This is a genomic window from Pseudomonas sp. SIMBA_067 (genome assembly GCF_046534675.1).
In the GTDB taxonomy this organism is placed as follows: domain Bacteria; phylum Pseudomonadota; class Gammaproteobacteria; order Pseudomonadales; family Pseudomonadaceae; genus Aquipseudomonas; species Aquipseudomonas putida.
This window is the reverse complement of the sequence record NZ_JAWRYH010000001.1, coordinates 401,347-417,326: the sequence shown is the minus strand read 5'-3', so window position 1 is coordinate 417,326 and position 15,980 is coordinate 401,347. Positions and strand designations below refer to the sequence as shown.

The 15,980-nt window shown below is 61.6% G+C and carries 13 protein-coding genes and 1 pseudogene; 8 read left to right on the top strand and 6 right to left on the bottom strand.

Annotated elements, in window-relative coordinates:
- Positions 1 to 151: 151 nt before the first annotated feature.
- Positions 152 to 1,573, top strand: a complete 1,422-nt coding sequence (locus SB765_RS01975) for an undecaprenyl-phosphate glucose phosphotransferase (protein ID WP_410930831.1) — start codon at positions 152 to 154, stop codon at positions 1,571 to 1,573.
- A gap of 79 nt (positions 1,574 to 1,652) precedes the next feature.
- On the opposite strand, the gene SB765_RS01970 is transcribed toward SB765_RS01975, so the two are convergent.
- Positions 1,653 to 2,594 carry a LysR substrate-binding domain-containing protein gene (locus SB765_RS01970; RefSeq protein ID WP_341798830.1) on the bottom strand — a complete coding sequence of 314 codons (942 nt, stop codon included), beginning with the start codon at positions 2,592 to 2,594 and terminating at the stop codon, positions 1,653 to 1,655.
- Between the two features lie 146 nt (positions 2,595 to 2,740).
- On the opposite strand from SB765_RS01970, the gene SB765_RS01965 reads away from it, so the two are divergent.
- Positions 2,741 to 4,117, top strand: a complete 1,377-nt coding sequence (locus tag SB765_RS01965) for an L-serine ammonia-lyase (RefSeq protein WP_341798831.1) — start codon at positions 2,741 to 2,743, stop codon at positions 4,115 to 4,117.
- A gap of 165 nt (positions 4,118 to 4,282) precedes the next feature.
- Here the strand turns inward: SB765_RS01965 and SB765_RS01960 are convergent, their stop codons facing one another.
- From SB765_RS01960 to SB765_RS01945, 4 genes are all read right to left on the bottom strand, one after another.
- The gene (locus SB765_RS01960) at positions 4,283 to 4,960 is read right to left on the bottom strand and encodes a DUF3313 domain-containing protein (RefSeq protein WP_341798832.1); all 678 of its coding nucleotides are present in this window, start codon (positions 4,958 to 4,960) and stop codon (positions 4,283 to 4,285) included.
- Between the two features lie 144 nt (positions 4,961 to 5,104).
- Positions 5,105 to 6,400: an NAD(P)/FAD-dependent oxidoreductase gene (locus SB765_RS01955; protein WP_341798833.1), complete on the bottom strand. Its 1,296-nt coding sequence runs from the start codon at positions 6,398 to 6,400 to the stop codon at positions 5,105 to 5,107.
- A 13-nt stretch (positions 6,401 to 6,413) separates the two neighbouring features.
- Complete coding sequence (locus SB765_RS01950) at positions 6,414 to 7,502, bottom strand: polyamine ABC transporter substrate-binding protein (RefSeq protein WP_016499592.1); 1,089 nt, start codon at positions 7,500 to 7,502, stop codon at positions 6,414 to 6,416.
- Positions 7,503 to 7,569: 67 nt separating this feature from the next.
- Positions 7,570 to 8,928, bottom strand: a complete 1,359-nt coding sequence (locus SB765_RS01945; RefSeq protein WP_016499593.1) for a glutamine synthetase family protein — start codon at positions 8,926 to 8,928, stop codon at positions 7,570 to 7,572.
- A gap of 183 nt (positions 8,929 to 9,111) precedes the next feature.
- On the opposite strand from SB765_RS01945, the gene SB765_RS01940 reads away from it, so the two are divergent.
- Positions 9,112 to 10,011, top strand: coding sequence for a helix-turn-helix domain-containing protein (locus tag SB765_RS01940; protein ID WP_410930830.1), 900 nt, complete (start codon positions 9,112 to 9,114; stop codon positions 10,009 to 10,011).
- 171 nt (positions 10,012 to 10,182) lie between these two features.
- A complete protein-coding gene (locus SB765_RS01935; RefSeq protein ID WP_410930829.1) occupies positions 10,183 to 12,093 on the top strand; it encodes an AAA family ATPase in 1,911 nt (636 codons plus the stop codon).
- 38 nt (positions 12,094 to 12,131) lie between these two features.
- Here SB765_RS01935 and SB765_RS01930 read toward each other — a convergent pair whose 3' ends face one another.
- Positions 12,132 to 13,517, bottom strand: a complete 1,386-nt coding sequence (locus SB765_RS01930) for an aldehyde dehydrogenase family protein (protein ID WP_341798837.1) — start codon at positions 13,515 to 13,517, stop codon at positions 12,132 to 12,134.
- Positions 13,518 to 13,624: 107 nt separating this feature from the next.
- Here SB765_RS01930 and ptrR point away from each other — a divergent pair, with 107 nt between their 5' ends.
- The 4 genes and pseudogenes from ptrR (at position 13,625) to SB765_RS01910 (ending at position 15,974) form a co-directional block, all read left to right on the top strand.
- Positions 13,625 to 14,494 (top strand): putrescine utilization regulator PtrR, encoded by an 870-nt coding sequence (gene ptrR / locus SB765_RS01925; protein ID WP_016499597.1) that lies wholly within the window; start codon positions 13,625 to 13,627, stop codon positions 14,492 to 14,494.
- 133 nt (positions 14,495 to 14,627) lie between these two features.
- Entirely contained in the window at positions 14,628 to 15,071 is a 444-nt protein-coding gene (locus SB765_RS01920) for a carboxypeptidase regulatory-like domain-containing protein (RefSeq protein ID WP_341798838.1), read from the top strand.
- Positions 15,072 to 15,125: 54 nt separating this feature from the next.
- Positions 15,126 to 15,279 (top strand): annotated as a pseudogene (locus tag SB765_RS01915) (dioxygenase); the annotation flags it as partial.
- Positions 15,280 to 15,452: 173 nt separating this feature from the next.
- On the top strand, positions 15,453 to 15,974 hold the full coding sequence (locus SB765_RS01910; RefSeq protein ID WP_410930828.1) for an acyloxyacyl hydrolase: 522 nt from the start codon (positions 15,453 to 15,455) through the stop codon (positions 15,972 to 15,974).
- The last annotated feature ends 6 nt before the right edge of the window (positions 15,975 to 15,980 follow it).

Genomic DNA, 15,980 nt, shown 5'->3' with positions numbered 1-15,980 from the left:
CCAAAATCCGCGCTGATGGCGGGTGGCTGCTACAGTGAAAGCAGTGGCTTGGGGGCTGCACGATCCTGCTTCACTGGCGTTGAATAAGCTGTATTCATGACTTGATGTTTGATGGACGGCACTTGCTACGCTCAAATAGATGAGGTCTGAAATGGTTTTCGAACCCAGAAGCAGTCGTTCCTTACTCCAAAGAAGAAGCAGTGTAAGTAACGCCATTCAGGCGGGGCTCGATGGTATTGCAGTAACCGGTATTGCCTGGTATCTCATCTATGATCAGTTTGGTTACATTACCTCCGATTATGTAATCATGTTGCTGTTGCTGATTGGCGCACTGGCCGTCATCTACGACCATTATGCAATCTACCGCACTAACGTCGGCCTTTCGATCAAGGCCTTCCGCCTGTTCAAGGCGTGGTCGGCAACATTCTGTTTTCTTGTGGTCATGGCCTTTCTCACTAAACAGAGTGAAACGTACTCACGGTTGTTGGTCGTGCAGTTGTTCATCATTGGTTACATTGCCCAGTTGTTCTTGCACTTTGCGGTTCGAGAACTGCAAAAACGGTTTACCGCGCATGCGCGGCTGGACAATGCCCTGATTATCGGCAACGGCGACCTGGCCAATTTCCTTTATCAGAAAATCAGCAACAACCCCTGGTTTGGCGAACGGGTTCTGGGGTGTGTGCTGACCGACAAGGCTGGTGAGCGGGCGTACGAAGGTGCCGAGGGCAAGCAGCGCCTGCCCGTGCTCGGTCACATTGCAGATCTGGATGAAATCGTTGCCCAGTATGGCATTCGCACCGTGTACCTGGTGACACCGCTGGGGGGCTCCGAGGTTATCAACGACGTGTACTTCAAGTTGCTGGACAAGTGCATTGCCGTGAACTGGGTGCCGGATATCTTCTCGTTGCGCCTGATCAATCACAGCGTGCGAGAAATTGCCGGTATTCCTGTGCTGACCCTGTCTGAAACCCCGCTGACGGGCATGAGCCTGTTCCTGAAGAATCTCGAGGACCGGGTATTGGCGGCATTGATACTACTGTGTGCATCGCCTGTGTTGATTGGCGTTGCACTGGCTATCAAATTCACCAGCCGCGGGCCCGTTTTCTTCCGCCAGGAACGTACGGGCTGGACCGGCGAGTCATTCCGTATATGGAAGTTCAGAAGCATGCATGTTCATCAGCCGGACAATGGCGTGGTCAAACAGGCGCAGAAGAATGACCCGCGATTGACTAAAATTGGTGCTTTCATCCGCCGTACCAGCCTCGATGAACTGCCGCAGTTATTCAATGTGCTGACCGGGGAGATGTCGCTGGTTGGGCCACGGCCACATGCGTTGCAACATGACACGTTATATTCCCAGGACATCGTCGATTACTTTGCCCGCCACAACATCAAGCCGGGCATGACTGGCCTGGCGCAAGTGCGCGGCTTCAGGGGGGAGACCAAGGACATTGAGCAGATGATCCAGCGGGTGGACTCGGACATCGAGTACATCAACAACTGGTCGCTGTGGCTGGACTTTGTGATTCTGGTGCGCACCCTCAATGCGTTTACCGGCAAGCAGGCTTACTAATCATCGAACGCTCGCAAGCCCCCTGTAGGAGCGGCCTTGCCGGGGCCGCTTCGCACCCCATCGCGGCACAAGGCCGCTCCTACACCTTGTTCAGTGGATGCAACTCCCTGAACCCCCGCGCTTCCTCCACCAGCCAGTCATGCACCGCCCGCGCTCCCGGCTGATTCAACCCGCCTGGCGGGTAATGCACCACGTAGCGTTTGTGGTTGGCGATCGCCACGCCAAACGGCACGATCAGCGCGCCGCGCTCCAGTTCGTCATTCAGCAGCGTCCGCCGGGCGATCGCTACACCAATACCGGCAATTGCCGCCTCGATGGTCAGGTGGTTGCGGTTGAAGGTATGGCCACGCCGCACATTCAGGCCGGCGGCGCCAATCCCCTCCAGGTAGAACTCCCATTCTGCATACTCCGAACTGCCACGCCAGGCTGTGATGTCATGCAGCAGCGGGTAGTGCGCCAGGTCTGCCGGCCCATGCAGTGGCGGGCGCCCGCGCAGCAAGGTGGGTGAGCACACCGGGAAGATCTGTTCGTCCAGCAGCGGTGTCGAAAGCATGCCAGGGTAGCTGCCATCGTTCAGGTCGATAGCCAGGTCGAAGTCGCCCGGGGTCAATGCCTGGGCGCTGTCTTCGGCCACCAGTCGCAGCTCGATGTCCGGGTATCGCTGCTGAAAGCGCGGCAGGCGTGGGGTGAGCCATTTGGCCAGGAACGACGGAATGGAGCGCACACGCAAGGTGCCGCGAATTTCACCGGCGTCAAGGCGCAACAGTTCAGCCTCGATACTGCCGTAGGCTTCGGCCACTGTCTGGGCCAGGCGTTGCCCTTCGGCGCTCAACTCCACACCGCGCGCCCGGCGCAGAAACAGCCGGTAACCCAGGCGTTCTTCCAGCTGGCGCATCTGCTGGCTGACCGCGCCGGGGGTGATGTGCAGCTCTTCGGCACAGCGGGTAAAGGACAGATGCCGGGCTGCACAGGCGAATACATGCAGCCAGACGAACATCTGCCCATTGAGTTGCCGTCGCATTGTTTAGTCCTGCTAAAGGCTTGCTTAGAAAGTTTCGTTGGTCATCCATGAGCCAGCGCGTCAGTATCGCGCAAAATCGCACTACCGCTCAATTTCATCAGATAACCGTGCTGTGGATTCATATCAGGGCACGGTCAGGCATTAGCATGGCTATCAGTGTTTTCGACCTTTTCAAAATCGGCATCGGCCCGTCCAGTTCCCACACCGTCGGCCCCATGCGGGCAGCGGCGACGTTTGCCCAGGTCCTGCGTGAGCAGGGGCTGTTGGCGCGGGTAACGCGCGTCGAAGTGCGGTTGTATGGCTCGCTGTCGGCCACCGGGGTTGGCCACGCCACCGATCGCGCCTGCCTGCTTGGCCTGATGGGCCAGTGGCCGGACCGCATCGACCCGGCCACCATCGAGTCGCGCATTGGCCAAGTGTTGCAGGAGCATTGCCTGATGCTGGATGGCAGCCACCCGCTGGCCTTCGAGTATGGCCGGGACATGTTGCTGCTCGACGAAAACCTGCCTTACCACCCCAATGCCATGAGCCTGGAAGCAATGGACGGGGAGAGCAGCCTGCTGCTGCAGACCTACTATTCGGTTGGCGGCGGCTTTATCGTCGAGCAAGCCGAAATTGATGCCCCAGCAGCCAAAGCCAATGACGTTGTGCTGCCTTATGAGTTCGACAGTGCTGCCCAGTTACTGGCCTTGTGCAAAGCACACAGCTTGAGTGTGGCGCAACTGATGATGGCCAACGAACAGGCCTGGCGCCCGGAAGCGGAAATACGTGAAGGCTTGCTGCGCATCTGGGCGGCCATGCGTGAGTGCGTGGATAACGGGCTGCGCAACGAAGGCATCTTGCCTGGCGGGCTACACGTCAAGCGCCGCGCTGCCCGGCTGCACCGCAGCTTGCAGGAACTGGGCAAGCCCAACGTGATTGGTTCGACGCTCAGCGCCATGGAGTGGGTGAACCTGTTCGCCCTGGCGGTGAATGAAGAGAATGCCGCCGGCGGGCGCATGGTCACCGCGCCCACCAATGGTGCCGCAGGCATTATCCCTGCAGTGCTGCATTACTACATGAAATTCAACCCGACCGTTTGCGATGCCGATGTGGTCGACTTCCTGCTGGCGGCAGCGGCCGTCGGTATCCTGTGCAAGAAAAATGCGTCGATCTCGGGGGCAGAGGTAGGCTGCCAAGGCGAGGTGGGTTCGGCCTGTTCGATGGCTGCCGCCGGCCTGGCCCAGGTGTTGGGGGCGACGCCGCCACAACTGGAAAATGCGGCCGAAATTGCCCTGGAACACAACCTGGGGCTGACGTGCGACCCGGTTGGCGGGCTGGTGCAGGTGCCGTGTATCGAGCGCAATGCGATTGCTGCGGTGAAGGCGATCAACGCGGTGCAGATGGCGTTGCGTGGCGACGGCGAGCACTTCATTTCGCTCGACCGGGTGATCCGCACCATGCGTGATACCGGGGCGGACATGCATGCCAACTACAAAGAGACCTCGCGCGGCGGCTTGGCAGTCGCCTTTGTGGAGTGCTAGGAAAACTCACCGGCCGATGCGGTCTTTTGTGGGAGCAGCCTTGCGTCGCGAAAGGGCCGCAAAGCGGCCCCAGCACTTTGTATATCAAGGCTTGAATCCTGGGGCTGCCTCGCAGCCCTTTCGCGACGCAAGGCCGTTCCCACAAGTATTGTGTTCGGGCGGCCCTTAGCGGGCTTTCTGCTTGGCTTCAATGAAGCTCGCCCGCATGTCCTTGGCCCAGCCATCGAGCACCGGCTTGACGTCATTCAAGGTCAGTTTCTGGGTGTCGTTCTCCAGCTCCTGACCCGCGCCTTTGCGTACCACTTGGGCCAGTACTTTCTGGCTGGCACCGTCCAGGAACGCCGCCTCCACGCCGACATCCACGTCCTGGTCACGGCCGCCCGTGGCGGTGTTCACGCCTGCGGCGATCAGCGCGATGGGGATCACCTCATAGGGTTTGAGGCCCTCGTTGCTGGTAGACACTGCCGTGATCGCCGGCCGCACCACGATCACGCCCGGGCCAGGCCCGTTGGCCAGCGGCATGACACCGCCGATTTCACGCCGCAGCGCTTCGTTGAAGTAGCGGGTGATTTCCCCCAGTGTCTGCGCGGAGATGACCGGGGTGGGCTGCGGTTTGGGGTAGAACTGGCTGGGCTCGATGAACACCTGGCTGTACTGGTTGATGTTGACCTTGGGGTCGATCCAGCGCATTACCGGGGCACCCGTCGGGCTCTTGGCTTCTTGCAACCGGCTGTAATCCTTGAGGAAGCCGGAGTAATCCTTGGGGTCCACGCGATTGCTGGAGCAGGCGCCCACGGCAAGCAGTGCGGCGCACAACAGGGTAATGCGAGGCAGTGATTTCATGATGAAGGCGTATCCATGAGAGGTCGGCCAGAACAACGCTAGCAGCTGCGCCGCAGTTGGCCAGTGGGCGAGTTCAATCCCCTGTGGAAAAGGCAAAAAGTGGCGGCGCCCGATCTCCCGGGCGCCGCGTGGTTTGCGGTGAACTCAACCCAGCGCTTCGCGCAACCGGTACCACAGCATGCCCATTGCCAGTAGCGGCGAACGCAGGGCCTTGCCGCCAGGAAACGTCAGGTGGGGCACGGCGCTGAAAACGTCCAGGCCTTGGCTGTGGCCCAAGGCGATGCTTTCGGCCAGCAGTTTCGCCGTCCAGTGCGTCACGTTCAGCCCGTGCCCGGAATAGCCCTGGGCGTAGTAGACGTTTGGGTGCTGACTCAGGCGCCCGACCTGGGGGAAGCGGTTGGCGGTGATGCCGATCATGCCGCCCCACTGGTAGTCGATGCGCACGTTGGCCAGTTGCGGGAATACCTTCAGCACCTTGGGCCGCATGTAGGCGGCGATGTCCTTGGGGTCGCGGCCGGAATAATGGCAGGCACCGCCGAACAGCAGGCGGCGGTCTGCGGTGAGGCGGTAATAGTCCAGGCCGACCTTCTGGTCGCACAGCGCCATGTTCTGCGGGATCAGGGTAGTAGCCAGTGCTTCGGGCAAGGGTTCGGTGGCGACTACGTAACTGCCGGCCGGTAGCACCTTGCCACTCAGCCGCGGTTCCAGCTCATCGAGGTGGGCGTTGCAGCCCAGCACCAGGCTGCCTGCTCGCACCTTGCCACGGGCAGTGTGCAGGGTCACGCGGGGGCCGTGCTCGATTCGCAGTACGGGGCTTTGTTCGAAGATGCGCACGCCCAGGCTATAGGCGGCACGGGCTTCGCCCTGGACGAGGTCGAGTGGGTGCAGGTGGCCCGAGCCCATGTCTACCAGGCCGCCGGCGTACTGGTCGCTGGCGACGATTTCATGCAACTGCCCGGGGCCTACCAGACGGGTCTCGGGGCGATAGCCAAGCGTTGCCAGGTCATCCTGCTCGTCCTTGAAGGCGGCGAACTGGTCAGCTGTGTTGGCCAGTTCGCAGAAACCCCAGCGCAGGTCGCAGGCAATGCCGTACTGGGCGATGCGGCTGGCCACCAGCGCCACCGAATCGATACCAGCCTGTTTCAGGTAGCGCACGCCGTCCTGACCGACATGCCGGGTAAAGCCGCTGACGTCATGGCCGATGCCGCGGATCAGCTGGCCGCCATTGCGCCCGCTGGCGCCCCAGCCGATGCGCCGGCCTTCCAGCAGCACCACCGACAAACCACGTTCAGCCAGCTCCAGGGCGGTGTTGACCCCGGTCAGCCCGCCGCCGACCACGCACACATCGGCCGTCAGTTCGTCGTCCAGGCTGGGGTAGGGCGCCGCGTTGCGTGCCGTGGCAGCGTAGTACGAAGCAGTGTGTTGGGAATCGAAAGACATGGGCGTTCTCGGCTCAGCGGTTGGACTTGATCTTGCTCCAGGAGCGGGTCATGACGCGCATGATCTTCGGGCTCGGGGTGCTGGAGATGTACAGCTTGTCCAGCACGTCCTGGGGTGGGTAGATCTCGGGGTTGTGCACTAGCGATGCATCCATGTATGCCTTGGCGTCCGGGTTGGCGTTGGCATAGCCGACCGTGGCACTGACTTTGGCGATCACTTTGGGGTCGAGCAGGTAATTGATGAAGGCCAGGGCCTGGTCGGGGTTGCTGGCGTCCTTGGGGATGGCCAGCAGGTCGAACCACAGGTTGCTGCCTTCCTTGGGAATGCTGTAGGCGACTTTTACGCCGTTCTTCGCTTCCACAGCGCGGTTGGCGGCCTGGAACACGTCACCGGAGTAGCCGAAGGCCACGCAAACGTCGCCATTGGCCAGGTCGGACACGTATTTGGATGAATGGAAGTACGTGATGTAGGGGCGCAACTCGAGCAGGCGTGCTTCAGCCTTGGCGTAGTCGGCCGGCTTTTCGCTGCGCGGGTCCATGCCCAGGTAGTTGAGTATTGCCGGGAACAATTCGTCGGGCGAGTCCATGAAGGCCACGCCGCACTGCTTGAGCTTTTTCAGGTTTTCGGGCTCGAACAGCACCGCCCACGAGTCGATATGGTCGACGCCCAGTGCCGCCTTGACCTTGTCGACGTTGTAGCCGATGCCGTTGGTGCCCCACAGGTAGGGCACCGCGTACTGGTTGCCGGGGTCGTTCTGTTCAAGCTGCTTGAGCAGCTTGGGGTCCAGGTGTTGCCAGTTCGGCAGCTTGCTGCGGTCCAGCGGCAGGAAGGCGCCAGCCTGGGCCTGGCGGGCGAGGAAGTGGTTGGACGGCACCACCACGTCGTAGCCGGTGCGCCCGGCCAGTAGCTTGCCTTCCAGGGTTTCGTTGGAGTCAAACACGTCATAGACCACCTTGATCCCGCTGCTGGCCTGGAAGTCAGCCAGGGTGGTGTCGCCGATGTAGTCGGTCCAGTTGTACACACTGACCGAGGGCGTGGCCTGGGTGGTGGTGGCGAACAGCAGGGTGAACGCAGCGGGGATCAGGGCTTGCAGATGACGCATGGGGGACACCTCGTTGGTTTTGTTCTTCGAGTTCGGTGTACGGGGGCGCAAGGCGCCCCGGGGTGGGTCAGACACTCATCATCAGGAACTCACGCTCCCAGGAGCTGATGACCCGCTTGTAGTTCTCGTGCTCGGCACGCTTGACGGCCACATAGCCCTGGACGAACTGCTTGCCCAGGTACTGCTGCACGGTCTCGCAGTCTTCCATGTGCTGCAGGGCGTCTTCGATGGTGATCGGCAGGCGCAGGTTGCGCCGTTCGTAGGCACGGCCTTGTACGGGTGCACTGGGGTCAAGCTGCTCGACCATGCCCAGGTAGCCGCACAGCAGGCTGGCAGCGATGGCCAGGTAGGGATTGGCGTCGGCGCCCGGCAGGCGGTTTTCCACCCGCATTGCCTCTGGGCTGGAGGTGGGCACGCGCAGCCCGGCGGTGCGGTTTTCTTCACCCCACTCGACGTTCACCGGTGCCGAGGTGTCTGGCAGGAAGCGGCGGAACGAGTTGACGTTGGGCGCGAACATCGGCAGCAGCTTGGGGATGTACTTCTGCAAACCGCCGATGTGGTGCAGGAACAGCTGGCTCATGCTGCCGTCTTCATTGGCGAAGATCGGCTTGCCGGTGGCGATGTCGACCACGCTCTGGTGCAGGTGCATGGCACTGCCCGGCTCGTCGGTGATCGGCTTGGCCATGAAGGTGGCGGCCACGTTGTGCTTGAGTGCAGCTTCGCGCATGGTGCGCTTGAACACGGTGATCTGGTCGGCCAGGTCCAGCGCGTCGCCGTGGCGGAAGTTGATCTCCATCTGCGCAGGGCCGTCTTCGTGGATCAGCGTGTCCAGGTCCAGGCCCTGGATCTCGCACCAGTCGTAGACATCCTCGAACAGCGGGTCGAATTCGTTGGCGGCATCGATCGAGAACGACTGGCGACCGCTTTCGGCACGGCCAGAACGCCCCAGCGGCACCTGCAATGGCAAGTCTGGGTCTTCACAGCGCTTGGTCAGGTAGAACTCCATCTCGGGCGCGACGATCGGCTGCCAGCCCTTGTCGGCGTAGAGCTTGAGCACTTTCTTCAGCACGTTGCGCGGCGACAGTTCGATGGGGTTGCCTTGCTTGTCGAAGGTGTCGTGGATCACGATCGCGGTTGGCTCGATCGCCCACGGGATCTGGTACACGGCGGAGGGGTCGGGCCGGCAGACCATGTCGATGTCGGCGGCATCGAGCAGGTTGTAGTAGATGTCATCGTCAACGTAGTCGCCGGTGACCGTCTGCAGCAGCACGCTTTCGGGCAGGCGCATGCCACGCTCGTGGAGGAACTTGGCGGTGGGCGCGATCTTGCCGCGGGCGATGCCGGTCAGGTCGCTGATCACGCATTCGACTTCGGTGATGCGGTGTTCTTTCAGCCAGGTGTACAGCTGATCGAAGGGGGCGTTCATACAGACCTCTTGGTTGGGTTTTAGTGTGGGAGCAATGCTTCTCGCGAAAGCCATAGCAAGGCGAACAAGGCGTTGTACTTCCCAGGTGACGCACTGGAGACTATCTTGGTCGCAGCCCCCAGGGCCGATCTATCCATTTTCTTCGGCAAGCAATGCACCAAAAGAGTGCAATTAGGATCTCGCGTGACAACGCCCAATGCGCTGCAAGTCCAGGCCTTCCATACCACCGACGTCTCGGAGCAAGTGCGCGCTACCCCCGGCTGGCAGCAGCAATACCGGCAGATGTCGCCGGGGCATTTCAGCGGAGAGCTGCGCTGGCTGGGGATGGATGGCGTGGAAGTGTACGAGGAGCGACTGAATACTCGCGTAGAGCAGTTTTTCCGGGCGCCGAGCGGTTCACTGGCGTTTTGCTTCGACCGCAGCGAAAACAGCCTGTACCTGCTGAACGAGCAAAGCCGCAACATCTGGATCACCCCGGAGAACTACCAGGAAGTGGCAGTGGTGTTCGACCAAGCCTTCCTGGCCCGCCATGGGCTGGACCCGCAACGCCTCGAAGGGCTGTTCATGGTGCCGCTGGGCAGTGGGCAGAACGCGTTGTTTGGCAGTTGGCTGAGTGCCACATTGACCCGCCTCGGGCAGGCCGACTGCCCATTGCAGGGGCAGGCCCTGGCGGAACAACTGCTGGAGGATTGCCTGTTCATTCTCGATAACGCCAGCCAGCGCCTGCAGGGCATAGCCTTGGGGCGGCGGGACGAAGAACGGGCGATCATGCGCCGGGTCAGCGAGTGGGCGGCGGACTGCCCAGAAGAGACGTTGAACCTGGTGGAGCTGGCAGATGTTGCCGGGGTCTCGTTGCGCCAGTTGCAGCAGGCGTTCAAGGCATTTACCGGCATGCCGCCTGCGCAGTGGCTGCGCTTGCGCCGGCTGAATGGTGCGCGTCGCGATCTGTTACGCGATGGCAGGGCGACCGTGGCCGAGGTCGCGATGCGCTGGTCATTCTGGCATTTAGGAAGGTTTTCAGAGAGTTACCGGCAATTGTTCAAGGAGTTTCCGAGTGAGACCTTGAAGCGAAGCAGGAGCTAAGGTAGCAAAATAGCTGCTGGCCTCTTCGCGGGCTTGCCCGCTCCCACAGGGACCTGAGGCGATCCTGTGGAAGCGGGCGCGCCCGCCAGGAGGCCGGCCCAGCCAGCACTGAACTCAGCATCTCACGCCGAAAGTTGCTATCGTGCCGCCCTGATCCACACCGAGGTGCCGATGTTCTACCTGCCTTTGCCCAGCGACCAGGCCGACCGCCTCGCCAGCGAACCCAAAACCGACTTTTTCACCACTGCCAGCGTCCTCGAAGCCGCCGCAGTGTTGTTCGCGCAAAACCTGCCGCGCCAGCCCGCCACCGCCTCGGCCGACGCGCAAGAGCGCCGTTTCGCCGAAATCGTGCGCATCGCCAACGAAGTTGAAAGCGCCGCGCCTAGGCGCTTTCAAAGCCAGGTAGCGCAGCACTTCGATCGTGAAGCCTTTGCCATGGGCCTGGGCATGCTGGGCGAAAACGGCATTGCTCTGCTGTCGGCCGAGGTGCAGTACACGCTAGACGAACTGTTGGATACCGAAGGCCAGTGGAATTTCCAGTTCGCCGACACCTACCGCCAGCGGGCCACACCGCTGCATCCGGTGTACCTGCCGTCGCTGGCCAGCGACCTGATGCTCAGCGACCAGCAAAACCGCCTGCTGCGCGAGTTTCTCAGTGGTATCGACGAGTCAGTGGCGGTGCAGGGCTTTGCTGGCACTGGCAAGACCTTCCTGATTCACCAGTTCGCCCGCCTGCTGGAGCCACAGCGCACGTTGCTTCTGGCTTTGACCGAAAGCCAGTTGCGCGCCTTGCAGGCGCGGGTAAAGGACGCTGCCGCCTACACCGCGCTGACCTTCGGTCAGTTGGCTGACGAGCTGCTCAACCGCGACCTCACCAACAACGGCTGGCGTCTGCGAGACCCGTATCGCACCAAACTGTCATGGCGCCCGCAGAATGAGCAGGTTGTACGCTGGCTGGCCATCCCTGACATCGGCCCGCTCGCCGCGCGCGATGTGGTTGCCTTGTGCGTCCGCGCCGTGCGCACCTTCTGCCACAGTGCCGATACCCAGCTTCAGCTGCACCATTTGCCCTGGGCCGGGCCGGGTACTTCGCCGCTGGATCAGGAGGTACTGCTGGAAAAGGCGCGCCTGTATTGGCAAGAGCTGATTCGCCCGTCCGCGCGGGAAGTCCAGCTGCCGGTGCGCGACTACCACCGGGTCAAGCTGCTGTCGTTGACCGGTTATGTGATCGATAGCCGCTACACCCACGTGATCGTCGACGAGGCTCACGAGCTGTCGGCACCGATGCTTGCCGTGCTGGACCGTAGCCCGCAGTCGATCATTGCGCTGGGCGACGAGTTGCAGAACCTCAACGGCCTCAGCCCGCACCATGGCAGCTTCATCCGCCAACGCTACATCGACCATTCCCTGCGTGCCGGGCCGGCGATGGACAATGTGCTCAACCCGCTGATCCAGGCCCACCCGGCGGCGATCCAGGCGGCTTTCAGTGGTAGCGCCGAGCACTACACGCGGGTCAGTTTCTTCGATACGGTGACCGTGCCGGAACAGCCCACGGCGCTGATCGTCGATGACGAATGGGGGCTGTTTGGCTGGTTCCAGCGCCTGACGCACCAAAGTGTGCCGTTTGTATTGCTGAAAAGCGCGCGCAAGGACTTCGAACTGTTCGTCGAGGACTGCATCGAGCTATACCGCTTTGGCACTCGACCGCGTCACCCGATGTTGTTCCGCTACGCCAGTTGGCAGGCGCTGGAGCAGGACAAGGGCGATGACAAGGCGTTTGTTGCCGTGGCCAACATGCTGCGCAAAGGCTATACGCCGGAGCATTTTGCCAAAGCCAAGAGCCGTTACCGCTGGGACAAGGCGCCCAAGTTGTTCCTGGGGCGGGTGCGGGATGTGAAAAACATGGAGTTCGCCCGGGTGATGGTGTCGCCGGAGCTGATGGTGGCGCCGCAGGTGGCGGGCAACCGCAATGAGCGGGCGCGGATGCTGGCGGGGCTGTATACCGCCTGTTCGCGGGCGCGGCATGAACTGATCGTGCCGGGGGGGATGCTGGACTGGGTCAAGGACCAGGTTCGGGATTGAGGCATCTGGGGCCGCAGAGCAGCCCCAGAAGTTTTGAATCAGTTACGGTCCAGCCACACCGTCTGGGCATTGGTGAACTCGCGCACCCCAAAGTGCGACAACTCACGCCCGAACCCGCTCTTCTTCACGCCGCCAAACGCCACGCGGGGGTCAGAAGCGCAGTAGCCGTTGATGAACACGCCACCGGTATCCAGTGCCGCAGTCATGCGCTCGGCCAGTGCATAGTCGGCGGTGTAGATGGTCGCGGCCAGGCCGAACTCGCTGTCGTTGGCCAGTTCTACCGCATGCTCGGCATCACGTGCAGTGATGATCGCGGCCACCGGCCCGAACAACTCCTGCTTGAATGCGGTCATTTGCGGGGTGACGTTGGCGAACACTGTCGGCGCATAGAAGTTGGCCACGCCTTCGACCTTGTTGCCGCCCAGCAGCAGGGTGGCGCCTTCGGCGAGGGTCGCCTGAACCTGGCCGTCCAGCTCGTCGCGCAGGTCGTAACGGGCCATCGGGCCGATGTAGGTGTCGTCTTCCAGTGGGTTGCCGACTTTCAGCTCGCGGGTTGCTTCAACGAACTTGCGCGTGAACTCCTCGACAATGCTGTCTTCCACGATCAGGCGCTTGGCCGCTGCGCAGACCTGGCCGGTGTTCTGGTAACGGCCAATGACTGCGGCCTTGACGGCGGCATCCAAGTCGGCGTCGGCCAGCACGATGAACGGGTCGGAGCCACCGAGCTCCAGTACACACTTCTTCAGTGCCGCACCGGCCTGGGCACCAATCGCCATGCCGGCACGCACGCTGCCGGTCAGGGTCACGGCGGCGATACGCGGGTCGTTGATGGCGCGGGTGACGCCATCCGGGGTCACGTTCAGCACTTCGAACACGCCATCCGGCAGGCCGGCTTCCTTGAACAGCTCGCCCAGCAGGTAGGCGCTGCCCATCACGTTCGGCGCGTGCTTGAGCACGTAGGTATTGCCTGCCAGGATCGCTGGCACGGCGCCGCGCAGTACCTGCCAGACCGGGAAGTTCCACGGCATCACGGCCAGGATCGGGCCGAGCGGGCGGTATTCGATACGGGCTTTTTCAACCTGGGTCGGCTCAGCGGCAAGCATGGCCGGGCCGTGTTCGGCATACCAGCGGCACAGGCCGACGCACTTGCTGACTTCGCCACGGGCCTGGGCAATCGGCTTGCCGATTTCGCGGCTGATCATCTGGGCAAAGGCTTCGGCCTTGGCTTCGAGGGTGCTGGCCAGGGCCAGCAGGTACTCGCTGCGCTGACCCAGCGACACTTGGCGCCACTGGCCGTAGCCAACCTTGGCACGTTGCAGCGCCGCTTCCAGTGCGGCGTCGGTGTCGAACGGGTAGGCGCCGATCTGCTCGCCGCTGTACGGGTCGAGGGAGATGGCGTGGGTCAGGCTGCTGATCGCGCTCATGGCGGGACACTCTCGTTGTTGTTAATCAGTGACGCCAGACTAGTGGGCTAGGGCTTTAATGAAAACTGAATAATAATGAGCGAAACATTCACGTTTGGAGAAAGGCTGTGGACCTGGTGCAACTGGAGATCTTCAAGGCTGTGGCAGAGCAGGGCAGCATCAGTGCCGCCGCGCAGCACATCCATCGGGTGCCGTCCAACCTGACCACGCGCATCAAGCAACTGGAAGAAGACCTGGGCGTGGAGTTGTTCATTCGCGAGAAAAGCCGCCTGCGCCTGTCGCCTGCAGGTTGGAATTTTCTCGAATACACCCGGCGCATCCTCGACCTGGTGCACGAGGCGCGCCTGACCGTGGCCGGTGAAGACCCGCAGGGCACCTTTGCCCTCGGTTCGCTGGAAAGCACGGCAGCGGTGCGCATCCCGGCTTTGCTGGCGGCGTACAACCAGCGCTACCCCAAGGTAGACCTGGACCTGTCCACCGGGCCATCCGGGACCATGCTTGAAGGCGTGTTGTCTGGCCGGCTGGTGGCCGCGTTCGTCGACGGCCCGGTGCTGCACCCGACACTGGAAGGCATGCCGGTGTTCGAAGAGGAAATGATGGTCATCGCGCCGCTCAACCATGCGCCAGTTACCCGCGCCCAGGATGTGAACGGTGAGAGCATCTACGCCTTCCGTGCCAACTGTTCGTATCGCCATCACTTCGAAAACTGGTTCGTCAAGGACCAGGCAGTGCCGGGCAAGATTCACGAGATGGAGTCGTACCATGGCATGTTGGCCTGCGTCAGCGCTGGCGCAGGCCTGGCCATGATGCCGCGCAGCATGCTCGACAATATGCCCGGGTGCAGCACGGTCAGTGCCTGGCCTATGTCGGAAGATTTTCGCTACCTGAAAACCTGGCTGGTCTGGCGGCGGGGCGCGGTATCACGCAGCCTGAGCATGTTCGTGAAACTGCTTGAGGAAGGGCGTACAACCTCTTGATCAGTATCTAAATTTACATTCGATTTATGGGTTAGTGCCGAATGTCACGATGACGACCATGCATCAGCCAGAACACCAATACCCCGGGAGGATCAAATAAGAGGTAAGCCATCCTCTAAAGGAGGGTCGTACCATGCGTAACCACCACTATGCCCTCGGCGCGGCGTTGCTGGTCACCCTGGCCATGCCATGGACCCTGGCTGCCGCTGCCGACCTCAATGCCCCCATCGACATGCAGGCCGTGCAGTTGCAACCGCAGGAACAGAACGGCGTGCGCTACTTGCAAGGCGGCATTGGCCAGGACGAAGCCAATGCGCTGCGCAAGACCACCGGCTATGACCTGCACGTAGAGCTTTCGACTGGCCCGGAAGGCAAGTTCCAGAGCGGTGCCACTGTCGACATCCAGAATGCCCAGGGCCAGCCCGTACTCAGCGTCACGGATGCCGGGCCGCTGCTGTATGTACAGTTGCCTCCCGGCAAGTACAAGGTCACTGGCAATGCCCAGGGTGAGACGGTGCAGCAATGGGTCACCGTGAACGGCAAGGCCGCCACGAACGTGAACCTGAACTGGCGTTGATGGATAAACGGGCGGGAGTACAGATGTACTCCCGCCTGGACGGAGCGCATCCGCATGAGCCTGGAGCTTCAGCTGAAGATGTTGAACGAGCGGGGCTACGTGTTGCTCCCCGGTGTGCTCGACCCCCATGAGAATCGCCTTGTTGCGCTGCGCCATCGATCACCTGCAGCCGATTCACTGGGACTACCAGAGGCAGCTGGGACACTACATCTTGACTAGCTGACTTCGCCAATAGTGGCAATTCACTTTCAACTTTCTGATTATCTGGACAATAATCAGAAACTATTACTTCGTGTGACCGGCCTGGATGCGCCGGTCACCCAATAAAGATCGAGGGGCAAAAGCCCCCGCTTGCCGTGTAGACCATCAGGAGAGTCGTTGATGAAAACCCGTCTCGCAGCTTCGCTGGCCGCTGCAGTGCTGGCCTTTGCAGGGGCCAACCTGGCCCAGGCCGCGCAGGTGTCAGGCGCCGTAGGCGCCACTAGCCAAGGTGACATGACCTACCGTATCGGCCTGTCGTTCGACTGGGACAAGAAATGGCTGGAAAGCAGTACCGGCTATGTCACTGGTTACTGGGATGCAGCCTACACCTACTGGGAAGGTGGTGACGCCAGTGGTGCGCACTCGCTGTCATTCAGCCCGGTGTTCACCTATGAATTCAATGGTTTCACCTACACGCCGTACATCGAGGCCGGTATTGGCCTGGCGGCGTTTTCCAAGACCGACGTGGGTGACCAGCGCATGGGGTCGGCGGTCAACTTCGAAGACCGCATCGGTTTCGGCCTGAAGCTGCCAGGGGATCAGAAAGTCGGGATTCGCGCGATGCATTATTCCAATGCGGGGATCAAGCAGCCTAACGACGGGATCGAGTCCTACTCGCTGTTCTACAGCAAGGGTTTCTGAAGCAGG